Source organism: Alistipes onderdonkii, assembly GCF_025145285.1.
Lineage (GTDB): Bacteria > Bacteroidota > Bacteroidia > Bacteroidales > Rikenellaceae > Alistipes > Alistipes onderdonkii.
In genome coordinates, this window is the sequence record NZ_CP102251.1 from 3,634,218 (window position 1) to 3,659,134 (window position 24,917).

21 protein-coding genes are annotated in these 24,917 nt (G+C 60.8%); 3 read left to right on the forward strand and 18 right to left on the reverse strand.

From position 1 onward, the window contains the following. The first annotated feature begins 10 nt into the window (after positions 1–10). The gene (locus tag NQ559_RS15000) at positions 11–505 is read left to right on the forward strand and encodes a GNAT family N-acetyltransferase (protein ID WP_018695991.1); all 495 of its coding nucleotides are present in this window, start codon (positions 11–13) and stop codon (positions 503–505) included. Between the two features lie 166 nt (positions 506–671). On the opposite strand, the gene NQ559_RS15005 is transcribed toward NQ559_RS15000, so the two are convergent. Continuing rightward, positions 672–2,561 (reverse strand): thioredoxin-like domain-containing protein, encoded by a 1,890-nt coding sequence (locus NQ559_RS15005; protein ID WP_026318387.1) that lies wholly within the window; start codon positions 2,559–2,561, stop codon positions 672–674. A gap of 141 nt (positions 2,562–2,702) precedes the next feature. Continuing rightward, positions 2,703–4,763 (reverse strand): molecular chaperone HtpG, encoded by a 2,061-nt coding sequence (gene htpG, locus NQ559_RS15010; protein ID WP_018695989.1) that lies wholly within the window; start codon positions 4,761–4,763, stop codon positions 2,703–2,705. A gap of 177 nt (positions 4,764–4,940) precedes the next feature. Between htpG and NQ559_RS15015 the strand changes: the two genes are divergently transcribed. Continuing rightward, the gene (locus NQ559_RS15015; protein WP_018695988.1) at positions 4,941–5,459 is read left to right on the forward strand and encodes a nitroreductase family protein; all 519 of its coding nucleotides are present in this window, start codon (positions 4,941–4,943) and stop codon (positions 5,457–5,459) included. Positions 5,460–5,707: 248 nt separating this feature from the next. Here NQ559_RS15015 and NQ559_RS15020 read toward each other — a convergent pair whose 3' ends face one another. The 3 genes from NQ559_RS15020 to dnaE are packed head-to-tail and all read right to left on the reverse strand — an operon-like array spanning position 5,708 to position 10,703. Next, positions 5,708–6,700, reverse strand: a complete 993-nt coding sequence (locus NQ559_RS15020) for an aldose 1-epimerase (protein ID WP_018695987.1) — start codon at positions 6,698–6,700, stop codon at positions 5,708–5,710. 1 nt (position 6,701) lies between these two features. Next, on the reverse strand, positions 6,702–7,016 hold the full coding sequence (gene trxA / locus NQ559_RS15025) for a thioredoxin (RefSeq protein WP_018695986.1): 315 nt from the start codon (positions 7,014–7,016) through the stop codon (positions 6,702–6,704). A gap of 30 nt (positions 7,017–7,046) precedes the next feature. Further along, positions 7,047–10,703, reverse strand: coding sequence for a DNA polymerase III subunit alpha (gene dnaE / locus NQ559_RS15030; RefSeq protein WP_018695985.1), 3,657 nt, complete (start codon positions 10,701–10,703; stop codon positions 7,047–7,049). A 125-nt stretch (positions 10,704–10,828) separates the two neighbouring features. Here dnaE and NQ559_RS15035 point away from each other — a divergent pair, with 125 nt between their 5' ends. Then, on the forward strand, positions 10,829–11,038 hold the full coding sequence (locus NQ559_RS15035) for a putative signal transducing protein (protein WP_018695984.1): 210 nt from the start codon (positions 10,829–10,831) through the stop codon (positions 11,036–11,038). A 174-nt stretch (positions 11,039–11,212) separates the two neighbouring features. Here the strand turns inward: NQ559_RS15035 and NQ559_RS15040 are convergent, their stop codons facing one another. From NQ559_RS15040 to NQ559_RS15100, 13 genes are all read right to left on the reverse strand, one after another. After that, positions 11,213–11,938 carry an energy transducer TonB gene (locus NQ559_RS15040; RefSeq protein WP_018695983.1) on the reverse strand — a complete coding sequence of 242 codons (726 nt, stop codon included), beginning with the start codon at positions 11,936–11,938 and terminating at the stop codon, positions 11,213–11,215. Between the two features lie 19 nt (positions 11,939–11,957). Further along, positions 11,958–12,695, reverse strand: a complete 738-nt coding sequence (locus tag NQ559_RS15045) for a shikimate dehydrogenase family protein (RefSeq protein ID WP_018695982.1) — start codon at positions 12,693–12,695, stop codon at positions 11,958–11,960. A gap of 2 nt (positions 12,696–12,697) precedes the next feature. Next, on the reverse strand, positions 12,698–13,639 hold the full coding sequence (locus NQ559_RS15050) for a polyprenyl-phosphate transporter (RefSeq protein WP_018695981.1): 942 nt from the start codon (positions 13,637–13,639) through the stop codon (positions 12,698–12,700). Positions 13,640–13,762: 123 nt separating this feature from the next. Beyond that, a complete protein-coding gene (locus NQ559_RS15055) occupies positions 13,763–14,077 on the reverse strand; it encodes a DUF3276 family protein (protein WP_022331681.1) in 315 nt (104 codons plus the stop codon). Positions 14,078–14,152: 75 nt separating this feature from the next. Then, the gene (locus tag NQ559_RS15060) at positions 14,153–15,730 is read right to left on the reverse strand and encodes a S41 family peptidase (RefSeq protein WP_018695979.1); all 1,578 of its coding nucleotides are present in this window, start codon (positions 15,728–15,730) and stop codon (positions 14,153–14,155) included. A gap of 27 nt (positions 15,731–15,757) precedes the next feature. Then, on the reverse strand, positions 15,758–17,101 hold the full coding sequence (gene hisS / locus NQ559_RS15065; protein WP_018695978.1) for a histidine--tRNA ligase: 1,344 nt from the start codon (positions 17,099–17,101) through the stop codon (positions 15,758–15,760). A 63-nt stretch (positions 17,102–17,164) separates the two neighbouring features. Continuing rightward, complete coding sequence (ettA, locus tag NQ559_RS15070; protein ID WP_018695977.1) at positions 17,165–18,838, reverse strand: energy-dependent translational throttle protein EttA; 1,674 nt, start codon at positions 18,836–18,838, stop codon at positions 17,165–17,167. A gap of 236 nt (positions 18,839–19,074) precedes the next feature. After that, on the reverse strand, positions 19,075–20,298 hold the full coding sequence (locus tag NQ559_RS15075; RefSeq protein WP_018695976.1) for a S41 family peptidase: 1,224 nt from the start codon (positions 20,296–20,298) through the stop codon (positions 19,075–19,077). A gap of 6 nt (positions 20,299–20,304) precedes the next feature. After that, positions 20,305–21,084 (reverse strand): porin family protein, encoded by a 780-nt coding sequence (locus NQ559_RS15080; protein ID WP_229126793.1) that lies wholly within the window; start codon positions 21,082–21,084, stop codon positions 20,305–20,307. A gap of 296 nt (positions 21,085–21,380) precedes the next feature. Next, positions 21,381–21,959, reverse strand: coding sequence for a rubrerythrin (gene rbr / locus NQ559_RS15085; RefSeq protein WP_018695974.1), 579 nt, complete (start codon positions 21,957–21,959; stop codon positions 21,381–21,383). 97 nt (positions 21,960–22,056) lie between these two features. Beyond that, complete coding sequence (locus NQ559_RS15090; RefSeq protein WP_018695973.1) at positions 22,057–23,124, reverse strand: CapA family protein; 1,068 nt, start codon at positions 23,122–23,124, stop codon at positions 22,057–22,059. Between the two features lie 8 nt (positions 23,125–23,132). Then, positions 23,133–23,441, reverse strand: a complete 309-nt coding sequence (locus NQ559_RS15095; RefSeq protein ID WP_018695972.1) for a DUF4491 family protein — start codon at positions 23,439–23,441, stop codon at positions 23,133–23,135. An 89-nt stretch (positions 23,442–23,530) separates the two neighbouring features. After that, positions 23,531–24,886 carry a DcaP family trimeric outer membrane transporter gene (locus NQ559_RS15100; RefSeq protein WP_018695971.1) on the reverse strand — a complete coding sequence of 452 codons (1,356 nt, stop codon included), beginning with the start codon at positions 24,884–24,886 and terminating at the stop codon, positions 23,531–23,533. Between the last annotated feature and the right edge of the window lie 31 nt (positions 24,887–24,917).

The following is a 24,917-nucleotide window of genomic DNA, read 5'->3' on the forward strand; positions in this document are numbered from 1 at the left end:
TGACACTTCGATGCTTCTCACAACGGAAAGGCTCCGGATCGTTCCGCTGACACCCCGGCAGCTGGGGCTCTGGCTGCATGACATTCGGGCACTGGGAAAGGAACTGGATTGCCGCTGCACAGCCGGAAGCCCGCGCGGAGACTTCCGCCGGATCGTCGAGGGGCAGTACGCACTCGCCGCCGCCGACCCCGTCAATCACCTCTTCCACACCTTCTGGTTCCTGATCTTACGGGATGGCGGTGTCGTTGCGGGATCGGCCTGCTTCAAAGGGGCGGCGGATGCCGACGGAAGGGTAGAGATCGGCTATGGGCTGGAAAAGGCCTTTGAAAAACAGGGTTACATGACGGAAGCCGTCCGGGCATTGTGCGCATGGGCGAAGCAGCAGCCCGGAGTCCGGCAGATCACCGCCGAGACCGACCCGGATAACCGCGCCTCGCAGCGCGTTCTGCAAAGGGCCGGGTTCCATCCCGCCGAAGCGGACGCAACCCGATGGTGGAGCCTGTGAAACCGGGCTGTCTGCCACCCGGGAAATATAAAAGGCCGTTCGCAGGAACGGCCTTTTATATTTTAGTCGATCCGGAATCGTCAATCCGAAATTCCGGCTTTCCGGGGAGCGGGGCCGACTCGTGGCGGGAAAAACTGTTCCCGACGGCCGGCAGGCTCCCGCAAAGTCATTCGAGCATCCCCTTGAGCGTCTTTTTCATCAGGTCGTGGTCGCGGAAGTCGTTACGCAGCTCATAGCTGCCGTCGCGGTCGACCAGCACATAGGACGGAATGCCGTCGATCTGGAATTTCTCGCAAAGGTATTTCCACTGTGCGTCGTCGAGCCGGTAATGCTTGCCCGCGATTTTGGCGATGCTGGTCTTGTAGGCGACCAGCGGCGAGGTCTCGTTGGCGATGTATATCCACACCAGGTCGTCGCTCTTCAGTTCCCCGCTCTTGAGCGGCTCGTTCGCTTTGATCGAAGCCCGGCAGGGGCCGCACCACGTGTTCCAGAAATCGACGAACACCACCTTGCCCTTGTAGGGCGCTACAATCGCATCGAACAGCTTGTCGACGGCAACCTCGGGCGTCGTTTCGATACGGACGTCCTTCACCGACTCCAGCTCCTTGCGCACACGCGCCTGCATCGCCTCGCAGGCCTCGGCGTAGAACGGCTCCTTGAGCGAATGCAACAGGTCGAGGTCTTCCTGCGTAAGGGCGTTGTTCTCGGCCTTGGACGGCAGCCCCACGACTTTGGGCAGGTCGTAGACGATGCCGTCCGTCGCATGGACAAGGTCTGCCCACTCGACATCCGTATAGCTGCGGGATACCGCATTTACATAATCGGAGAGGTCTATTCCCATCAGCAATTTCAGGTTATTGATGTCGAAAAGCCCGGCGACGACCGTATAGTGTTCGGGCTTCAGCGAGGCGAACTCATAATCGGGTTCGACGCGGTAGTCCCACTCATTGTTTACACTGCGGTAATTATGCGCCAAAAAGAATCCGCCCATCGAGATCGCAGTCAGCGCCTCCTGCTGCAACGTGAGCAGGGACAATTCCTTCATCATCCCGGACACCGGGCTGCGCGCGATGCTATCCGCCAGGCTTTCGTATTTCGACACGACCATCTGCGTATACTCGTCGGCACTCATGCGGTAATCCGCGAAATCGCCCGAATAGAGGTTCATGCGGATACTGCTGCCGCCGCTCGCATCCACCTGCGCATTGAGATCCGCATACGTCCCGCTCGTATAGAGCTTGCGCCCGGGCGCAGGCTCGCGCTCCTTGTCGCGGCGCTGCACGACGGCCCGGCCGCCTGCCCCCATATCGACATACATGTCCAGCGTTTCACCGGGGGCAATCCAGCACATCCCGAATACCGGGCCGCACGAAACATAGGCCATGGCCGTGCCGTACTGTTCGAATCGCAGGGTTGCCATGCCGCTTTCGGGGTCGATGGCCGCCGTATGCTCTTCCTGCCCGTTCAGCAGCGAATTGACATACATGGCGACCTCCTTCGCCATTCCCCTGCGGTACCCCAGCAGGCGGACGTTCACGGTGGTTGTCCCCACCGCGAGTATCGGTTCGGGAACGGGACCGTCTTCGGGGGCCTTCCGCAGTTCGCGGGGTAACCCCTCGGGATAACGCGGATACTCCTTCTTACCCGTCAGGTCGACCCCGTAGAGTTTGAAGCAGTCGTCGCAGTCCGATTCGATGAAATCGAACGACTTCGTTCCCCGCGGCAGCGGCCCGAATTTCAGCACGAACGACGCTTCGCCCGAGTCGGGCATCCAGAAGAGCGAATCGGGGAGGATACCCTCGCTGCCCTGCAACATATATTTCTGCCCGTCGGCCAGCAGGTAGCTACCCGCGTCGATGCGGATCCAGTTGTGCGGCCGGAAATAGGCATCGACATGCAACACGGTCGCCGTGTCGCTCAGTTCTATTTTCGGAAAGTCGAGCGTCATGGTGTTGGCAGCCCCGATCAGGGGGTTCTCGACGACACGGTTCGCCGGGGTGCATGACGCAAGGAGCATCCCGACCGCCATCGCACCGGAGGTTAGCAGTTTTCTCATAACTCGGGGTTTTAGGTTATGACAAATATAACCTTTTATTCCTTTGCGCAACTATTTCCGCACAAGTATTTTACGGCCCGCCGGCAAATAAAAGGGGGCTGCACCCTGCGGCGCAGCCCCCTCCTCATTAACCCCTGCCCGTTACTTTTCGATCAGCGAAATCGAGCGCTGGATGAAATCCGTCAGGCTCTTGCCCTTGAGCATCCCGTTGGTCAGCAACGCCAGGTCGATGATCTGCTTCACGAGCTTGTTTTCACCGCCGATCTCGCGCAGCCGCTCGTTGCGCTCATCGCGCAGCGTGACGACCTTCTTCGACAACTCCTCGCGCATGGCCTTTTCCTCTGCGGTAAGCTCTTCCTCCTTCTTGTCCTTGGTAACCTCCTCGAAGCGGTTCTCCTCGGCCACGGCCGCGTCGATCTTCTTGGTGATGGACTTCAGCTTGTCGCCGTAAGCCTTCTCGGCATCGGAGAGGATGTCCGCGACGATGGGGTGGTTGCCGTTCACCGCGATGGTGAAGTTGTCGGGCATCTGCCCGTAGAACTGGCTCATGCCCCCGCCGCCCGCTGCGGCCATCTCCTTCATACGGCGCATGAATTCGTTCTGCGTAATCACCACGGGCGCCTCGTCGGGCGACATCGCCTCGAACGAAATGTTGTAGTGTATCTTGTCGTCCTTGGGCATCTGGCTTTCGAATACCGGGCGCAACAACTCCTGCTGCGCTTCGGTGAGCGACATCCTGATGTTGTCCTCCTTCTGGATGAGCTTGTCGATCACATCGCTGTCCACGCGCACGAAACGCGTCTCCTTGTTTTTCGACTCGTACCAGTTGACGTAGTGGTTGTCCAGCTGGCCGTCCATCAGCAGCACGTCGTAGCCCTTGCCCCTGGCGGCTTCGAGGAACGTGTGTTTTTCCACGGGGTCGTCCACATAGAGCAGCACGACGGTCTTGTTCTTGTCGGTCTGGTTCTCCTTTACCTTCTTGAGATACTCCTTGGGCGTGAAATACTTGCCCTCGACGTTCTTCCAGAGCATGAAATCCTGCGCCTTCTCGGCGAACTTCTCGTCGGTGAGGATGCCGTACTGGATAAAGATCTTCAGGTCGTCCCATTTCGACTCGTAATCCGGGCGCATCGTGTTGAACAGCTCCTGCAGCCGGTCTGCGACCTTGCGGGTGATGTAATTCGAGATCTTCTTCACGTTGGCATCGCTCTGCAGGTAGCTCCGCGACACGTTCAGCGGAATGTCCGGCGAGTCGATCACGCCGTGCAGCAGCGTCAGGTATTCGGGCACGATGCCTTCGACCTGGTCGGTCACGTAGACCTGGTTCGAATAGAGCTGTATCTTGTTCTTCTGGATCTCGAAGTTGTTGTGTATCTTCGGGAAATAGAGGATGCCCGTCAGGTGGAACGGGTAGTCGATGTTCAGGTGGATCGAGAACAGCGGCTCGTCGCTCATGGGGTAGAGCTCGTGGTAAAACTCCTTGTATTGCTCCTCGGTAATGTCGGCCGGCTTGCGCGTCCACAGCGGGTCGACGTTGTTGATGACGTTGTCCTTGTCCGTGTCGACGTACTTGCCGTCCTTCCACTCCTTGACCTTGCCGAAGGCAATCGGGATCGGCAGGAAACGGCAGTACTTGCGCAGCAGCCCCTCGACTTTCGAATCCTCGGCATATTCGAGCGCATCCTCCGACAGGTGCAGGACGATGGTCGTACCGCGGTCATGCGCCTCGTCGGTCTCCTCCATTTCGAATTCGGGCGTCCCGGTGCAGCTCCAGCGCACGGTCTTGGCACCCTCCTTCCAGGATTTCGTAATGATCTCCACCTTGTCGGCCACCATGAACGACGAGTAGAAACCCAGTCCGAAATGCCCGATGATCGCCTGGTTCTTGTACTTCTCCATGAACTCCTCGGCTCCCGAGAAAGCGATCTGGTTGATGTATTTGTCGACCTCTTCGGCCGTCATGCCGATGCCGCGGTCGGTTACGGTCAGCGTTTTGGCATCCTTGTCCGCCGAAACGCGGATCGTCAGGTCGCCCAGGTCGCCCTTCATTTCGCCGATCGACGAGAGGGTCTTCAGTTTCTGGGTTGCGTCGACTGCATTGGAGATCAGCTCGCGCAGGAAAATCTCATGGTCTGAATAAAGGAACTTTTTGATCACGGGGAATATGTTCTCCGTCGTCACTCCGATTTTTCCGTTTTTCATAGTTTTATCGTTGTATTATAATTTGATTCGTCTCTGCCCCAGTTTCAACAAACCGTGTGCCAGCCCCCGATTCCTGCCAAACTGTCAGTCGCGCATGACAGCATATGCCGAAAAAAAGTTGCCGCAGCGAGAGTTTTGCCTTATATTTGTACGACGGATTCAAACACACGACCAACTATGGATTTCCTCTCGTTAGCCAAGAAACGGTATGCCTGCCGTAAATATACGGCCCAAAAGGTCGAACAGGCAAAACTCGACACGATCCTCGAAGCCGGCCGCGTGGCTCCCACGGGCGCCAACCGCCAGCCCCAGCGGCTCATCGTCGTGCGTTCCGAAGAAGGCATGGCACGCCTGGCACGATGCACGCGCGATTTCGGGGCGCCCTGCGCCATCATCGTATGCGCCGATACCGGCCAGGCCTGGGAGCGGAAATACGACGGCAAGGTGATCGGCGACATCGACGCTTCGATCGTCACCGACCACATGATGCTTTGCGCCGCGTCGCTGGGACTCGACACGCTGTGGATCTGCATGTTCAAACCCGAAGCCGTACGCGCGGAATTCAACCTGCCGGAGCATGTCGAACCGGTGAATATCCTGCTCGTGGGCTACGGCGCCGGCATCCCGGCCGACCCCGGCCGCCATGAGCTGCTGCGCAAACCGCTGTCGGAGACGGTCGTCGAAGAACGATTCTGAGCCTCCGCCCCGCTAAAAACAATCCGGGAGAACACAGCCGGGGTGCTGCGGCAATGCCCGGCGGCCGTCCGCTCGTCCGTCGAGCCGGAGGCTGCCCGCGTCGCGCCCCCATGAACCGGATCGGCTCCGAATTCATCCATGCCGGCATCCGACACCCCGATAATCCCCGAAAAACGGGCGCCGCAGGTCGGTATGAACCTTGCGGCGCCCGTTTTCATCGGACACGGTTCCGGATTCCAGAACAACAACTATTTGGCGTACAACCGGAATTTCATGCTCCACGTCCCGCCCGGGGCGATCGACCGGAAACCTTCGGCTTCGGGGTCGGGCATGTTCGGGGCGTTGGTCGTCCACGACTGCGGCTCGGGGCAGCAGTAGGGAACCTTGCCGCCGTTGTTCCAGATCGTCCAGCAGGTCGTCTGCCCGTCCACCTCGTAGCAGGTACGGACGCCCGTGCGCAGGTTCTCGACCAACGCGCCGCGGAACGGCTTGCCGTCCACCTCGATCTCGCGCACCGTGAAAGCCGCCTCGATCGGGTCGCAGTCCGTCACCTGCAACCCCGCGCCGCGCAGCCGGGCAAATTTCTCCGACAACGGCAACTTGCGGCCGGTCGGGATGTTACGTCCGCTCAGCTCAACTTGTTCTCCAATCGCCGCACGCATCACGTAATCGCCAGCCGCTCCTCCGGCGAAGGGAATCCGCATCGGCGTATGGAACCCCACGCCGACGGGCATCGGCTCCTTGCTGCGGTTGGCGAACATCACCTCCTGTTCCAGCCCGCCGGCCGTGAGGCGGTATACGATCTTGCACTTGAACTCGTGCGGGAAATCGCGGAATATCGCATCGTTCCCCGCATTCGAATAGTAGCGGCATTCGACCAACACCTCGTCCGCGGTTTCACACGCCTTCGACACGGCGAAAGGCTGGCTCTTGAGAATGCCGTGGTGATAGTGGCCTCCTTTCGCGTCGGTGATCGGGAAGCGGTAGGTGCGCCCGTCGAACGTGTATTGCCCGTCTGCAATGCGGTTGGGCGGGAAGAGGATCGGCAGTCCGAACACATGCGGGCGCCGCCGGAACTCTTCGACCTCATCCCCGGCGGGTGCACGCAGGATTTCGATGCCGCGCCGCGTGTCGGCCAGCCGCACAAGGTTGGCGCCCATGTCCGGAACCAGCAGGGCCGCGTAGTCCCCTTTCGAAAACTCCACGGCCCGCATTCCATGCCACGCTATGCTGCGCAGCATCTTAGAGCAGCTTTTCGATCTTGGCGACCAGCGCATCCTTCGATGCGGCGCCGACCTGCTTGTCCACCAGTTCCCCGCCCTTGAGGAAGATAATGGTGGGGATGTTGCGCACGCCGTATTTCGCCGTGATCTCATCGTTCTCCTCCACGTCGCACTTGGCGATCAGGACGCGGCCCTCATACTCGGTGGCGAGCTCGTCCACGATGGGGGCTACCATGCGGCAGGGACCGCACCATTCGGCCCAGAAGTCGATGACGACGGGCAGCTCTGACGAAAGTACTTCCTGAAAATTCTCCTTTGTGATTGCTAAAGCCATAATTACAAGGTTTTTAATTGTTTGTATAGTTTATGCGATCGAATACTTTATGTCGTTGTCCTCCAAATAGCCTACCAGCGACTGCGTGAGGCTCACCTTATAGCTTTTCGAGAAAAGGCTCAGCGAGACATGCGCGTCGCGGTCGTAGACATTGACCCGGAACAGGGTTTCGCCCCGAGCTTCGCGGACACGTTCCGACAGGTCGCGGATCAGCTCCTGCGTCACTTCCTGCACGGGCAGCTGCACATGCATCTCCTTGATCATCGTGTCGCGCATCTCCGAGAGCTGCACCATCGAGATGATCTTGAATTCCAGCTCCTTGTCGTTATAGGGCTTGGGCTGCACGCGGCCGCGGATAAAGAGGAAATAATCCGCAAAGAGGTATTTGCGGAAATTCTCGTAGTCCTTGCCGAACAGCGCGAATTCGTGCGTGCCATTGTAATCCTCCAGCACGAACTTGCCCCACGGCTTGCCGGTTTTGGTCATCAGGTTCTGCACGCTCACGACCATGCCCGCCACGGCGATCTCCTGCCCCTTGAAGGGATCGAGGTTCTCCAGCTCCGTGAGCTGGGTCTTGCACATGTGGTTGATGATGACCTTATAGTCGTCCAGCGGGTGTGCCGACAGGTAAAGGCCGATCATCTCGCGCTCCTTGGCCAGGGTCTCCAGCTGCGTCCAGTCTTTGCACGCCGGCAGCACGGGGCGCTGGATGTCCACCTGCCCGCCGCCTCCGAACAGGCTTTGCTGGGCGTTGTTCTTCTCGGCCTGGAAACGCTGTCCGTAACGCATCAGCTGTTCGATGAAGGTGATGCCCGTATTGTCGCGTGCATCCGCCCCGAAGAACTTGCCCCGGTGGAAGCCCGATATCGAATCGAACCCGCCGGCATAGGCCAGGTTCTCGAAGCATTTGCGGTTCACGGCCGTGAAGTTCACGCGCTCCATCAGGTCGTATATGTCCTTGAAGCGGCCGTTGGCGTTGCGTTCGGCGATGATGCTCTCCACGGCGGCTTCGCCGACACCCTTCACGGCCCCCAGCCCGAAACGCACGTCGCCGGACTTGTTAGACGAGAAGGTGCGCATCGACTCGTTGATGTCGGGCCCCAGCACCCGGATACCCATGCGCTTGCACTCGTTCATGTAGAGCGTCAGCTGCTTGATGTCCGCCAGGTTTCGGCTCAGCAGCGCCGCCATGAACTCCGAAGGGTAGTGCGCCTTCAGGTAACCGGTCTGGTAGGCCACGTAGGCATAGCAGGTCGAGTGCGACTTGTTGAAGGCATAGGATGCGAACGCCTCCCAGTCGCCCCATATCTTGTCGCAGATCTTCTCGTCGTGCCCGCGCTCCTTACAGCCGTTGATGAACTTGGGCTTCATCTTGTCCAGCACGTCGCGCTTCTTCTTACCCATGGCCTTACGCAGCGTATCGGCCTCGCCGCCCGTGAACCCTGCGAGCTTCTGCGACAGCAACATGACCTGCTCCTGGTAGACCGTGATGCCGTAGGTGTCGCTCAGGTACTCCTCCATGTCGGCGATCTCGTAGGTCACCGGCTCCTGCCCGTGCTTGCGGGCGATGAAATTGGGGATGTACTCCATCGGGCCCGGACGGTAGAGGGCGTTCATGGCGATCAGGTCTTCGAAACGGTTGGGCTTGAGGTTGCGCAGGTGCTTCTTCATGCCCGGGGACTCGAACTGGAACAGGCCGGTGGTATCGCCGCGTGCAAAGACCTCGTAGGTCTGGGCGTCGTCCAGCGGGATGTCGTCGATGTCCACGTCCACGCCGTGCACCGCCTTGACATTCTCCACGGCGTCCTTGATGATCGACAGCGTACGCAGCCCCAGGAAATCCATCTTGATCAGGCCGACGCTCTCGACCTCCTTGCCCTCGAATTCAACCACGTTCAGCTCGGCATCCTTGGCAATGGCCATCGGCGCGAACTTCTCGAGGTCGTCCTGGCCGATGATCACGCCGCAGGCGTGCACACCCGTCTGGCGGATCGAGCCTTCGAGTTTCTCGGCGTACTTGAGCGTATTGCGTATCAGCTGGTTGGGCGACTCGCGCTCGGCTGCCAGCTCGGGAGACTCCTTGTATACGAAATCGAACGGCGTCTCGCCGTGTTTCTTGTCGGGGGTGATCTTGTCGGGCACCAGTTTCGACAGGCGGTCGCTCTCCGAGAGGGCGAGCTTCTGCACACGGGCAACGTCCTTGATGGCCATCTTGGGCGCCATGGTGCCGAACGTCACGATCTGGGCAACGCGCTTCTGGCCGTATTTCTGCACGCAGTAGCGTAATACGTCGGCGCGGCCGTCCTCATCGAAGTCGACGTCGACATCGGGCAGCGAGATACGCTCGGGGTTGAGGAAACGCTCGAACAGCAGGTCGTATTTCAGCGGGTCGATATTGGTGATCTTCAGGCAGTAGGCGACCACCGAACCCGCGGCCGAACCACGGCCGGGGCCCACCGAGACCCCCATTTCGCGGGCGGCGCGGATGTAGTCCCACACGATCAGGAAGTAGCCCGGGAAACCCATCCACTCGATCGTATCCAACTCGTATTTGAGCCGTTGCTCGACCTTCTCGTCCAGCACCTCACCGTAACGACGGTGCGCGCCCTTGTAGGTGAGGTCTACGAGGTAGCAATATTGCTTGGCGACCATCAGCCTGTCCGACAGCTCCTTGTCATGGGCGACGAGCCGCTCCAGCTCTTCGACCGACGCACAGGCGCCGATCCTGGCCAGCAACTCCGCGTCCTCGATCTTCTTGACGAAGGATTCGCGGAGCTCCGCGAGGTCGATCTTGAAATCCTCCGGCGGCGGAAAATTCGGCATCAGGGGGGCGTGCGTGAGCTTGTAATCCTCGCATTTGGCGGCGATCTCGAGCGTCGTGGCCAGTGCCTCGGGGTGGTCGGGGAACAGCGCGGCCATCTCCTCGGGTGATTTGAGGTACTCCTGGAACGTGTAACGCATACGGTTCGGGTCGTCCAGGTCGCGCCCCGTATTGAGGCATATCAGGTGGTCGTGCGCCACGGCATCCTCCGCGAGGATGAAGTGCACGTCGTTGGAACAGATGTACTTCACGCCGAACTTGGCGGCCAGCTCCAGCAGCGCCTTGTTCACCCGCAGCTGGTTCTCGTAGACGTCCGCATCCTTCTGCGGGTCGCCCGAGGGATGCAGCTGCAATTCGAGGTAATAGTCGTCGCCGAAGACCCCCTTGAACCACTGCACCACGCGCTCGGCCTCCTCCATGTCGTTGTGCATGATGGCCTGGGGCACCTCGCCGCCCAGACATGCTGAGCAGCAGATCAGCCCTTCGTGGTACTGTTCGAGCAGTTGCTTGTCGATGCGCGGCTTGTAATAGAACCCCTCGGTAAACGAGTAGGAGACCATCTTGCAGAGGTTGTGGTAGCCTTCGAGGTTCTTGGCCAGCAGGATCAGGTGGTCGCCGGCCTTCTCGTCCTTGTCCTTCTCGAAACGGTTTTTCACCACGTAGACCTCACAGCCGAGGATCGGCTTCACCCCGGCGTCCGTAGCGGTGTCGTGGAAATTCTTGACACCGTACATGTTGCCGTGATCGGTGATGGCGATGGCATTCATCCCCAATGCTTTGGCGCGTTTGATGAGCGGCTTGATGGCCGCGGCGCCGTCGAGGATCGAATATTGGGTATGTACGTGCAGATGGACGAATTCAGGCATGGTCGTAACTCTTCAAATTTATCGCACAACAAAGATAGGCATATTTCCGCAGAATTCGTGGCAGAGCTCTTGCATTTTATCAACAAAATTCCTAACTTTAGATATCCAACAAAAACCGAGAGATTATGCAAGACGAAACCATGGTTGTATTGGCGGAATACAACTCCATCACAGAAGCCGAGATCGCGAAATCCATGCTCGACAGCGCAGGGATCTGGTCGATGATCCGCAACGAATATATGTCGGCCATTTACCCCATAGGCACCATGCCCGCACAGGTCGTCGTGCGTCCCGAGGACGCCGAGAAGGCCAGGGCGATGCTTCAGCACAGATAAAAACGGCGCGCCTCACTCCGCGTCAGGCAGGCTGCCGGCGGCAGCGGAGGGCTGTTCGGAACGGCGCGTACCGGCATCGCGTCCGGGAAGGCCATGCATCGAAAAGGGTGTACGTGCAACCTGCACGTACACCCTTTTCGATTTTACGCGGCACGCAGTCCGGTGCCGCACGGGTCAAGTGAAGTTGATCCGGTATTCGTAGGCCGTCCGCTGCGGCACGCCGCGCACGCGGCGGGGCACCCAGTGGCCTTTGCTGGCCTTGATGACGCGGATGACCTCCCGGGAGAGTTTCTCGTCGGGCGACGAGAGCACCTCGCCGATCGTGACCTTCCCGTCCGGTTCGATGTAGAAACGCACATGCACCAGCCCGGCCACGCCGCGCGAGGAGAACCGCTCGTCGTAACGCAGCCGCACCCGCGCCCACGCATGGAAGGTCTCGTCGGGGTCGCCGCCCATGAACAGCAACGGGTCGGCCTCCTGCCGCTTGGCGATCTTCTCCACCGGAAGGCGCATCGTCAGCCGCCAGGTATAACTTACGGGCAGACCGTCCTTCCGGGCCGGCGTCCACGCTTCGAGGCGCCCCAACGCCTCGGTCACGAGCTGCTTCGTACGCTCCGTCGCGGGCTCGGCATCGCATTTGTCGCGCCCCTGACAGGTATTGTCCAGGAAACGCCACCCGTCCACCCGTCCCGCCGTGTCCACCGTAAAGGCGACCACGACCTGCGGCGAAAGCTCCGACGCCGGGATTTGCTTCTCTATCGCCAATTTCTCGGTTTCGCCCATCAGCCTTGCCATGAAGCGTTTGGCATCGGCGCCCTGGAAACGGGGCGGCTGGGTCTGCTGCGCCGCGGCACCGCACCACAGGGCCAGTGCCGCCAATAAGATCGCTGTACGTTTCATATGCCCTTCGTTTTAAGGTTTATTCGTTCCATATCCGCCACGAAGCCTCGGCCTGCCGGCGGAACATCACCTCGCCGTTGAGTATGCGCGCCCCGCGCTGGCGCCCCAGGTCGAGGAACCGGGTCAGGGGCGGGTTGTATACCAGGTCGAGCAGGTAGTGCCCGGGCGCAAGGTAGCCGTAGGGGATTCGCGGCGCGGCATCGACGGCGGGGTAGGTTCCCACGGGCGATGCGTTGACTATGAGGCGGCTCTGCTCCACGGCCTCGCACGGCAGGTTGTCGTAGGTGTAGTTGCCCTTTGCGGCGTCGCGTGACACGAGGTCGAACGGGATGCCCCGCTCGGCGAGCACATACTGCACGGCCTGCGACGCCCCACCCGTACCCAGTACGAGGGCATGCGAGGGCTGTTCGCCCCCGAGCAGGCAGTCGAAGGCGGCCCGCAGGCCGATGACATCGGTATTGTGTCCCACGAGGCGTGAGTCTGCCGTACGGCGCACGCAGTTCACGGCGCCGACCAGCCGCGCATCGTGCGACAGGTCGTCGAGCAGCGCCATGACCTCGCGTTTGTAGGGGATCGTGACGTTGAAGCCGCACAGGTCGGGAGTCTCCGCCAGCAGGCGCTCCAGCGCCCCGATTTCGGGCAGTTCGTAGAGGGTGTAGGTGCAGTCGGCAATTCCCTCGCGTTCGAATTTCGCCGCGAAATAGGCTGCCGAAGCGGAGTGCCCCAGCGGCCGGCCGATAAGTCCGAAACGCCGCATGGCTATTCCTCCTGTTTTTTGACGACGATGCGCGCCGCGAGTTCGATGCAGTAAATCGCCAGGAATCCCACGATGCAGAGTACGATGGCCTCCGCGAGCAGTGCATCCTGCTGCGTGAGGGCCTCGAAACGGCCGGGCGCGACGTTGCTCTCGACGAGCGGCATGATCTTGCCGTGGCTGTCGGTGTAGGTTTCGACGACCTCTTTCCACGGCCACACCTTGTTGAGCGAGCCGACCATGAAACCCATCAGCACCGCCACCGTCACGTCATGCCAGTGCTTGAGCAGCCACGACAGCAGGTGCGAAAAGCTGATGATGCCCGCCACGGCGCCCACGACGAAGATCACGATGACCGGGATATTCAGGTCGCCCACGGCCTGCATGATGAACTGGTACTTGCCCAGCAAGAGCAGGATGAAGGCGCCCGAAATGCCGGGCAGGATCATGGCGCAGATAGCGATGGCGCCCGACAGCATGATGAACCACCACGTGTCGGGGGTCTCGGTCGGCGTGGCGATGGTGATCCACCATGCGGCGGCCGCGCCGACCAGGCATGCGGCGACAGTCCGGACGTTCCAGTGCCCGATCTGCCTGGCCACGAGCAGCGCCGAGGCGACGATCAGCCCGAAGAAGAACGACCAGATGGCGATCGGATGGTGCGTGAGCAGGTAGGTCATCAGCCGCGCCAGCGAGAAGATGGCGATCCCGATCCCGATCAGCACGGGCAAAAGGAAACGGCCGTTGACGTGGCGCCAGAACTCCTTCAGACGCAATGTGCCGAGCAGCCGCAGGGCGGTGCCGTTCACGCTCTTGATCGACTCGATCAGCTCCTCGTAGATACCCGAAATAAAGGCGATCGTTCCTCCCGAGACCCCGGGAACCACATCGGCCATGCCCATGGCGCAGCCCTTCGCTGCAAGCAGCAGGTATTGTGTAAATTTCATAGTATCGGTATTTAGCCCACAAATATAGCGAAATTGCGGGAATCTGCTAAACGAAGGTGCACGATTAGGGGAAATTCCATAATCGTGCACCTGTTTTCTTCCGGGGGATTCCGCCGTCGGCCGTCATCCTTCCGCGGGTTCGGGCTTGCGCTCGAAAAATTCGGGCTTGCTGCGGCGGATGAAATCGACGGCCTCGGACAGCCCTTCGGAGAATTTGGCGAAATCCTCCTTGTAGAGGAAGATCTTGTGCCGGTCGTACGAGAAACTCCCGTCGGGGTTCTGCATCTTGCGGCTCTCGGTGATCGTCAGGAAATAGTCGTCGCCGCGCGTGGCACGCACATCGAAGAAATAAGTGCGGCGGCCGGCTTTCACGGCTTTGGAAAGAATCTGGTCTCCATATTCTTCCGCATCCCGGCGGGATGGTTGGTGAGGGGTCATGGGGCAGTAGGTTTGGGTTATTTTCGGTTGAACGAATATAAGCAAAATAAACGTGCAATCCAAAAAAATCCCCTCCTAATCTTCCGGCGCCAGCAGGGATTCCCCCTTGTGCTCCCAATCGGCGAGTATCTCCACGGCGCGGCGGTAGGCCTCGTTCTGCGCCGGGTTCATCACCCGGTAGAATGCTGCCGTATCGAAAAGCCGCTGCGCCACGAGCGCCTTGAGCTGTATGCGCATCAGCGGCGCCGAGGCTGCGAAGCCCTGCTCGTCGAACTCCACGCCGCGCTGTCCGCCCAGCCCGGTAAGCCCTTCGAGCATCGCGTCGCCGGCCTCGAACCCCTTGTCGAACGCCTCGAACGCGGGGTAGGCCTTCTCCAGTGCGGCACGCTCCCGATCCATATAGGAAATGACGTATTCGTTGACCACGCCGCGGCGGATCAGGTTGGCATAGTAGGCCGAGAACCCGGCCGTATCGGCCCCGACCAGGACGTCGGGGCGGATGCCGCCCCCGCCGTAGACCGTGCGCCCCGTACGCAGGGTGCGGTACTCCGGCGCCCCGGCATCGAGCGAATCGCGCATCGGGTCGTCATAGCGGCGCAGGTGGTCGAGGTAGTATTCGCGGCGCTTGCCCTTCTCGTAGGGCCGCTGGATGACGCGCCCCGAAGGGGTGTGGTAGCGGGCCACGGTGATGCGCACGGCCGAGCCGTCCCCCAGTCCGATCTGGCGCTGCACCAGCCCTTTGCCGAAACTCGGGCGGCCGACGACGATGCCCCGGTCCCAATCCTGCACGGCACCGGCGACGATCTCGCTCGCCGAAGCCGAATTTTCGTCGATCAGCACCACCAGCCTTCCCCCGAGGTCGTCGCCGTTGACCGGCGCGCTGAACGACATGGGCGGCACGGCACGCCCCTCGGTCGAGACGATCAGGGCGCCGCGCGGCAGGAAGAAACCGGCCATCTCGACCGCCTGGTCGAGCAGCCCGCCGCCGTTGCCGCGCAGGTCGAGGATCAGCGCCCCGGGTTTCCCGAGTTTCCGGTACGCCTCGCGGAACTCCGGCATCGTCGTGCGGCCGAAGCGGTTGACCTTGACATACCCCACGCCGTCGGCGGCCATGTAGGCGGCGTCCACGGTGTTGAGCGGAATCTTGTCCCGCACGATCACGAAATGGAGCGGTTCCGGTTCGCCCTGGCGCACGACGTCGATCTCGACCTTCGAGCCGGTCTTTCCGCGCAGGTACTTGGGGACGTCCGTCTGCTTGAAACCCACGGCATCCAGCGTGTCTATGCGCACGATACGGTCGTTGGGCTGCACCCCGACGCGCTCGGCCGGGCCCCCGACGATCGTATTGACCACGATGACCGTGTCCCGCAGGATGTTGAATTCGACGCCGATGCCGCTGAACTCCCCTTCGAAGCTCTCCTGCACGCCCTTCATCTCGTCAGCCCCGATATAGGCCGAATGGGGGTCGAGGTCTTCGAGCATCCCGGTGATGGCGCTCTCGACCAGCGGCTGCATGTCCACCTCGTCGACGTACAACCCGTTCAGGTAACGGTAAACCTGCGTCAGCTTCTGCAACTGCCGCACAGCCCCGGCATCCTGCGCCGCAAGGGGCAGGACGAAAAGAACCGATATAAATGCAAAAAGCTTTCGCATAGTTTATTTTGTAGTTTATTTAAAGTCTTATTTAAGATACTCCGCCAGCTCGCCGAACGGCACCTGCCGCTGTTCGCCCGAGCGCATGTCCTTCACCGTGGCGGCCTTCGCCTCCAGCTCCTGCGAGCCGACGATCACCACGTAGGGGATGCCCCGGCGGTTGGCATACTCCATCTGCTTCTTCATCTTGCCGCAGTCGGGGTAAATCTCGGCGGCGACGCCCGCATCGCGCAGCTCACGGAGCAACCCGAGCGCCGCGGCCTGCTCCTCCTGCCCGAGGTTGGTGAAGAATACCCGCGTCGAGAAGTTGACCTCCTCGGGGAAGAGCCCCAGCCCCGTCATTACGTCGTAGATCCGGTCTGCGCCGAACGAAATGCCCACGCCCGACATGTCGGGCATGCCGAAGATGCCGGTCAGGTCGTCATAGCGTCCGCCGCCGCAGATCGAGCCGATGGCGAAGTCGAGCGCCTTGACCTCGAAGATCGCCCCCGTATAGTAGTTCAATCCGCGTGCCAGCGAGAGGTCGAGCTCCACGTCGAGCCCGATCCCCAGACGCTCCACATAGCCCAACACGGTTTCCATTTCCTCGATGCCTTTCAGTCCGGTTTCGGAAACAGCCAGCACCTCACGCAATTTCATGAGTTTTTGCGCATTGTCGCCGCTCAGTTCGAGTATCGGTTGCAGTTTGTCGACCGCCTCCTGCCTCAGCCCGCGCTCCAGCAGCTCGGCCTTCACGTTGTCCAGCCCGATCTTTTCGAGCTTGTCGATGGCGACGGTGATGTCCATCATCATGTCGGCATGGCCGATCGCCTCGGCGATGCCGAACAGGATTTTGCGGTTGTTCATCTTCAGCGCCACGCGGATGCCCAGCGCCCGGAACACGCGCTCGACGATCTCGACCAGTTCGACCTCGCACAGCAGCGAGCGGGTGCCGATCACGTCGACGTCGCACTGGTAGAATTCGCGGTAACGGCCTTTCTGCGGCCGGTCGGCGCGCCATACGGGCTGAATCTGGTAGCGCTTGAAGGGGAACGTCAGTTCGCCCTGGTGCTGTACGACATAGCGTGCGAACGGCACCGTGAGGTCGTAACGGAGCCCCTTCTCGCAGATTTTCGACGCCTGCCGTACCTCGTCGCCGGACAGGCCGGCGGCGTAGTCGCCCGAATTGAGTATTTTGAAGAGGAGCTTGTCGCCCTCGTCGCCGTATTTGCCCAGCAGGGTCGAAAGGTTCTCCATCGAGGGGGTTTCGAGCGGCGCGAAGCCGTAGGTGCGGAACACGCCCCGGATCGTATCGAAAATATACTGGCGGCGCATCATCTCCGCCGGGGAGAAGTCGCGCGTACCTTTGGGTATGGACGGTTTTTGTGCCATCAGAGCGAATGCAGACTTTATACTCCTGCGCCGGAGTTCTATCGTTGGCCGGAGTACCCGGTATTATTCCATCAGCTTCTTGTACCTCACGCGGTGGGGCTGCACGTCGCCGCCCTGCGCCTTCTTCCACTCCTCGTATTCGCTGTACGAACCCTCGTAGAAGACCACCTTCGAGTCGCCCTCGAACGAGAGGATGTGCGTGGCGATGCGGTCGAGGAACCAGCGGTCGTGCGAGATCACCACGGCACAGCCCGCGAAGTTCTCGAGGCCCTCCTCCAACGCACGCAGCGTATTGACGTCGATGTCGTTGGTCGGCTCGTCCAGCAGCAGCACGTTGCCCTCCTCCTTGAGCGCCAGCGCCAGGTGCAGGCGGTTGCGTTCGCCGCCCGAGAGCATGCCGCACTTCTTCTCCTGGTCGGCGCCCGAGAAGTTGAAGCGCGCCACGTAGGCCCGGGCGTTCACCTGCCGGTTGCCGAGCATGATGAGGTCGGCGCCGCCCGAGATCACCTCGTAGACGGTCTTTTCGGGGTCGATCGACTTGTGCTGCTGATCCACATAGGCCAACTTGACGGTCGGGCCCACGCGGAACGAACCGCTCGTGGGCTCCTCCAGCCCCATGATCATGCGGAAGAGGGTGGTCTTGCCCGTACCGTTGGGCCCGATGACGCCCACGATGCCGGCCGGCGGCAGCGAGAACTCCAGGTGTTCGTACAGCACGCGGTCGCCGAAAGCCTTCGACACGTCGTGCGCCTCGATCACCACGTCGCCCAGGCGCGGGCCGTTGGGGATGAATATTTCAAGCTTCTCCTCCTTCTGCTTCGTGTCCTCGTTCATCATCTTGTCGTAGGCCGACAGACGCGCCTTGGACTTGGCATGGCGCCCCGAGGGGGACATGCGCACCCACTCCAGCTCGCGCTCGAGGGTCTTGCGGCGCTTCGACTCCTGCTTCTCCTCCATGGCCATGCGGGTGGTCTTCTGGTCGAGCCAGCCCGAGTAGTTGCCCTTCCAGGGGATGCCCTCGCCGCGATCCAGCTCCAGGATCCAGCCCGCCACGTTGTCGAGGAAATAGCGGTCGTGGGTCACGGCGATCACCGTGCCCTTGTATTGCTGCAGATGTTGTTCGAGCCAGTCGATCGACTCGGCGTCGAGGTGGTTCGTGGGCTCGTCGAGCAGCAGCACGTCGGGCTGCTGCAACAGCAGGCGGCACAGCGCCACGCGGCGGCGCTCACCGCCCGAGAGCACCTTCACCGACTGGTCGGGGTCGGGGCAGCGCAGGGCGTCCATGGCGCGTTCCAGCACGCTGTCCAGCTCCCAGCCGTTGACCTGGTCGATCTGTTCGTACAACTCGCCCTGGCGCTCGATGAGCCGGGCCATCTGCTCGTCGTCCATCGGCTCGCAGAGTTTCATGTTGATCTCTTCGTACTCCTTGAGCAGCGCCACGGTCGCGGCGCAGCCCTCTTCGACCACCTCGCGGACGGTCTTCGAGTCGTCGAGCCGGGGTTCTTGTTCAAGGTATCCCACCGTGTAACCGGGCGAGAAGACCACTTCGCCCTGGAAATTCTTGTCCAGCCCGGCGATGATCTTCATCAGCGTCGACTTACCCGAGCCGTTCAGGCCGATGATGCCGATCTTGGCGCCGTAGAAGAATGAGAGGTAGATGTTGTTGAGAACCTTTTTCTGGTTGGTAAACGTCTTCGAAACGCCCACCATCGAAAAGATGATTTTTTCGTCTGCCATATCGTATTCGTTATTCGGATTTTCCTATCCGGCAAAGATAGTAAAGATTCCGCAATCTTCCGCCATACGCGAAGATTTTTGGGCCGCCGCCCGTTCCCCGGCAGGACGCCCCCTCCGAATGCCTCTCTCCGCATCCGCCGCATCCCCACACAAAACGGCGGGGCATGCCCCGCCCGCAAACGGCAGGGGAGGCGCCGTATGGCACCTCCCCCGTAACGTCATGCGGACAGCCGCGGTCATTTCCCGGTGCGGATGTATTCCAGCGCCCGTTCGAGCTGCGGGTCTACGCCGCTGCGCATCTCGGCCTCGACCTCGGGGGTCTGAAGCACCTCGATATGGGGGACGATGCCTACGCCCTCGTGTATCTTGCCGCGGGCATCTTTCATCACGGCCGTCGAACCGTATACGCTCACTACCGAATTCTCCCAGGCGCCGCTGTATGCGAACTTGTAATCCCCGTAGAGCGGCCCGGTACCGCCGAACGTGCGTTCGCCCACGACACAGCCGTTCGGAAGCACGGACACGGCCATGCATGTCATCTCGGACATGCTTACCGAATGGAGGTTGGCAAGCACGACGATGGGGGCTTCGACCTTGCGGTGGTTTTCGGCCGGGGAAACGATGCACGGCACCCACGGGCCGTAGTCGAGCCTGCCCAGCCCTTCTTTTACGCGGGTATAACCGATCAACAGATCGGTGTCGATCATGGGCGCGAGAACCTCCTGCATGTCGGCCAGGAGGCCGCCACCGTTGTCGCGCACGTCGATGATCACACCCTTGATGTCGGGCGTTTCGAGGATCATCCGCTGGTAGTTCCTGAGCACCTGTTCCACAGGTCCCCCGGGATCTTTCTGAAGCACGCTCCGGAAACCGAATTCCGAGAAACGCAAATATATGACACCGTCGATCTTATACGATATGGCAGCCATATTGTCGCTGTCGCCCTCGACCTCATACCGTCCCTGCACGAACTCCTCGATTCGCCCGGCCTGCCTGTTGGCCTCGATACATGCCGGAATGATATTCCCGATGATCGCGTCATGGAAATAATCGCGCGCGCTGATATCGAGATAACCGGGTGATACGGCAAACTCATACTCCGATTTCGGGTAAAAGGTGATGGAGAGATGGTGGTCGATAAGCTTTCCGCATATCTGCGTATAAAGCGTCTGCATCGTACCGGCCAATTCCGCCTCCTCTTCTTCGGTTTCGGGGTCAGTCCCGTCCAGCACCTCGAAAAGGGGCAGGTATTCGTCATAGACCCGATCCCAGTCGGTCGGGTCGATATCCCAGAACCCGTAGGAGTTGTTCATCCCGTGCCAGAAAGCCTTGAACACCTGCGACGGCGTCTGGGAAAGCTCTGTTTCGCCGGGATTCATCAGCTCGGGGGCATCCTTGCGGCAGGAAGGAAGTGCGGCAGCCAGGAAAAACAGCAATGCAAATATGTATATACGTTTCATAATCGTTTATTTATCGGTTTTACCTAAGATGATGCTGCATCCGACCTGCACGACGAATGTCGTGTTGTAGCGCGGTACGCGGAATTTCATATAATCCTTCTGCATGTCGGTCAGCGCATAGTAGCAGCGCCCCTCGGCCTGCAGCTCGACACGGGGCGCTACGCGGTAGCTTATGCCCACGCCCCCGACCAGACCGGCTTCGAAACGGTTGTCACGGCGGGAGTCGAAAGGTACTTTCTCATCGAATTCATAACGGTTTCCCGGGACGACAACCCCATTCTCGTCGCCGTTTTCGTCCGAGAAGAATCGATGCGTCACGCCCTTCCGGTGGCTCGACAGCCAGCCGCCGACGTAACCGCCCGCATTGAGGAACCCGCGCAGGCGCTCCCCGCCGAACGAAAAGCTCGCCATGACGGGCAGTTGCAGGTAGTTGTTGCGCGTATCGGTATGGATCGCATTGTAGGTGTCCGTGCGGTGCATCTTCTGCCCCTTCTGTACGAAGACCAGGTCGGCACGCAGGCCGAACCAGTCGCGGAAATCGTATTGCACGGGAATGCCGACCGTGAAGCCGTCGCGGGCTTCGTAGCGCAGGTCGTACGCATACCCCGTATCCATGTCCAACGTATTGCGGGAATAGCCCGCCGTAAGGCCGACGCGCCACTGTGCCGATGCGGGCACGGAGACCGCCAACGCCAGGCAAAACGCGCAGCACCTGAGCAGGTGCCTTCCGAGATTCCGTGACGGGAGCGCCGCCGCGTCGGTTTCATTGTGTAAAGGTTTCATCATAATAATGTATTTGAAATGACAGGGCAAAAGTAGGAAACGCAGCAAATTATCGGGTCTCAATTTGTCGCTTGTTGTGCTAATATGTCGCAGCGCCGGCAATTCGCCGCCATATCCCATTACCGATCCCTGTTTCCGGTGTGAACCGCTGCCCCGGGAAAGGGCACCGCAGGACATCCCGGCCCGTTCCGCCCCTCCGCAAAAAGGAAAGCCGCCGGGATGAGCGGCGGCCGTAAATAAAAAACGCAGGGACATGGCCTGAGCCGCGTCCCTGCGCCGTGCTTTTGTCCCGGAGGAGATTAATAGTTCTCCTTCTTGGGTTCGAAGTAAGCCTGCGGATGCTTGCAGGCGGGGCAGAGCTTGGGAGCCTCCTCGGCCTCGATGACGAAACCGCAGTTGCGGCACTGCCACCAGATCTTGCCGTCGCGCTTGAAGAAATTACCGTCCGTGAGGCGGCTCAGCAGCTTCAGGTAGCGGCGCTCGTGCTCGGCCTCGACGGTGGAGATCATCTTGAAGGCTGTGGCGATCTCGATGAAGCCCTCCTCCTCGGCGACTTTGGCGAATTCGCGGTAGAGGACGTCCCACTCCTCCTTCTCGCCCTTGGCTGCGGCCAGCAGGTTCTCGGCCGTGGTGCCGATCGGGCCGGTGGGGTAGCTCGCCGTGATCTCCACGTCGCCGCCCTCGAGGAACTTGAAGAAACGCTCGGCGTGCTCCTTCTCCTGCTCGGCAGTCTCGGCGAAGACACCCGCGATCTGCTCGTAGCCTTCCTTCTTGGCCTTGCTCGAGAAGAAGATGTAACGGCTGCGTGCCTGGCTCTCGCCGGCAAACGCCTTCAGCAGATTCTGTTCAGTCCGTGTTCCTTTAATGCTCTTTTCCATAATCCTGTATGTTTAGTGTGTGTGTTTATTTTCGTCTACAAAGATAATAAAATCCCGGACACGACGCCAAAAATCGGCATTGTTTGTTTTTATAGGACTATTCGGATTGCTTATAGTCCCCCGAAAGCACCTCCGCCACGTCTTCCCGGAACAGCGCATAAGCTTCCGGAAGCGCCATCGTGTCCCCGACTTCGGGCGGGACGACGCGGTAGCCCGGCATCGCCACCCAGACGGGCACCGCCTCGAGCGAATAGGACATGCGCCCGTCGGGATGCCGCACGGCTTCGATTTCGGCCACCAACCCGCCGTCGCAGTAGCGCCGCCGCTGGTTGGACACGAAGTTCCCCAGCGAATAGAGCACCACGTGCGACGAATCGGCGTCGAAGGGCTGCACCACGTGCGGGTGGCTGCCCACGACAAGGTCGGCGCCGTGCCTGCGCAGGAATTGTGCCAGGTGCCGCTGCACGGCATTCTCGCGCCGCTCGTATTCGTTGCCCCAGTGGATGCAGACCGCCACGCAGTCGGGCGCCCCGCGCCGTGCCGCAGCCAGGTCGGCCGCCATGCGCGCCGTGTCGATCAGGTTGACCTCCACCCCGGCGGGAACCGGGATGCCGTTGGTGCCGTAGGTATAGTTGAGCAGCGCAAACCGCACGCCGTAGCGCTCCACCCACAGCGGGTTGTTGGCCGCGCGGTCGAGGCTGTCGGTAAAGACGCCGGTATGCAGGATGCCGCAGCGCCCCAGCTCCGCGACGGTCGTATGCACCCCGGCGGCACCGCCGTCGCAGCAGTGGTTGTTGGCCAGCACGGCCACGTCGACCCCCGCATCGCGCAGGGCGTCGGCCAGCGCCACGGGCGAGCGGAAACAGGGGTATCCCGTATAGCGATCCGTGCGGGTGAGCGTCGTTTCGAGGTTCACGACCACCAGGTCGGCGGATCGGAACCGGCCGCGCAGGCAGGCGAACACCCCGCGGTAATCGAACCCGTCCCCGCGTCGCGCCGCCGTAACCTGCGGAAGGTGCTGCATGACATCGCCCGCGAACAACAGCCGGACACGCACCGGGGCGGGTTCGGGCACGGGGCGCTCCACGCCGGCGCGTTGGGCCGGGACGCAGCACGCCGCCGCCAGCACCAGCCACGGGAGGATATGTCTCAGGCCCGGCTTCATCGTGCAGGTTATTTTCCCTGCCGCTTGGGGTTGGCCGGAAACCAGCCTTTCTCCACGCGCCGGCGCTGCTCGAACAGTTCGCCGATCGACCAGAGCGACGAGGCGCCCCACACGGCCAGCAGGGTAGACCACAGGATATGGCGCACGGCCACCGACGCGGCGATCGCCACGATCCCCATCACGAGGAAAACCCACCAGCAGCGTACGCCCAGATAATATTCGCCCTTGACCACGAGCGGATGGAACAATCCGATGATAAGGAACGTCGCAATGCCGATCACCAGTCCCGTGAGGTTGTATTCCGTAAGAAATTCCATAGTTCACGATTTTAACAGAGAGGCAAATATACGAAAAATGGGCGGTTCCCGACGCGGGCCGCCCATAATAAATACCGATACCGGGATCATCAGAAATTATACTGCACCATCACGTTCACGCGGTTGGCATGGTTCTTCATGCTGTTCATGTCCTTGCGCGAACCGTAGAGGTACTCGGCGGCCACCTTGCAGCGCGGGGTGAGCGAGTAGAAGATGTTGCCGAAGATATACTGCCCCTGTTTGTACTGGTCGGCCGTATAGTAGCCCTCGCTGCGCTGCACGCGCACCGTCGAGTAGCCGCCCGACACGAACAGGCGCGGCGTGAAGTTGATCTGCCCGGCGGCCTGCACGCCCCACATGGGCATCATGCGCACGAGCGTGGGATCCACCGGGTTGGGCGTGAAGTCGAGCCCGGAACCGGTCAGATCCTGGATATAGGGGGTGATGCCCTTACCGTAGACGCCGTTCATGAACATGCGGAACCAGTCGCAGCATTTGATCGTGCCGCTCAACTGCACGCCCCACCCGAAGAGCGACGTGGTGGCATCCTTCGATACCTTATACATGTAAGGGTTGCGCAGCACGGCCGAAGCGCGGAGGTGGCTGCTGCGGTCGGCGCCCCAGGCATATTGCAGGTACATCGGGAAGTCGGGTACGCGCTGGTGGATCGGCTTGAAGTTCTCGCCGTAGGTGGCGCTCACGCTCGGCAGCTCGGCGGCGACGCCGAAGGTCATGTGCCTGCGGGCGAACGACACCTCGTAGCGGATCAGCGTCGCGAAGTTGAAATTATAGGCGTTCGGCCCCTGGAAGTCGATGGTCGTGGGGGCGGCCGACAGGTCGCAGAAGGTCGTCACGTCGCGTCCGAGGGTCAGCCCCTTGAACGACACGTAGGCCGAACGCAGGCGGGGCGTATAGCTTCCCTCGGCACCGCCGCGGAAGTCGGCGTCCATGTAGATTACCACGCGCCCCAGCGCCCGGGTGTTGGTAATGGCCTTCAGGAAGAGGCGCGAGGTCGAGGCGTCCATCATCAACTTCTGCTTGGAGTTGTAATTGCCCGGAACCGGGATGTCGTAGGGCACGAAGTCGATGTTGTCGACGATGCCGTCGAAATCATAGCCCGCGCGCAGGCTCACGAAGCCGCCTATCGAGAACGAGAAACGGTTGTTCTTCGAGGCGAACACGAACTGGGGCTTCTCGGTCTGCTGGAAGCCGGGGCGGTGCGTGTCGATGTAGTCCTGCGTGGCGTTGCCGACGGCCATGCGGTTGAGTGCCGCAGCCTGCTGCGCGGCACAGCCGCCGCAGTTGTAGATGGTATCCACCTCGTGTACGGAGATGAGGTAGACCGTCGGCGAATAGTCGCCGCCACGGCGTTCGCCCCGGTGGTGCTGGGCGGAAGCGGAAGTCGCAAGGAGCAGGGAGACAATCAGAAGTCGAAATGTTTTCATAAGCCGAATAAAATTTGGTTTTTTGGTTAAA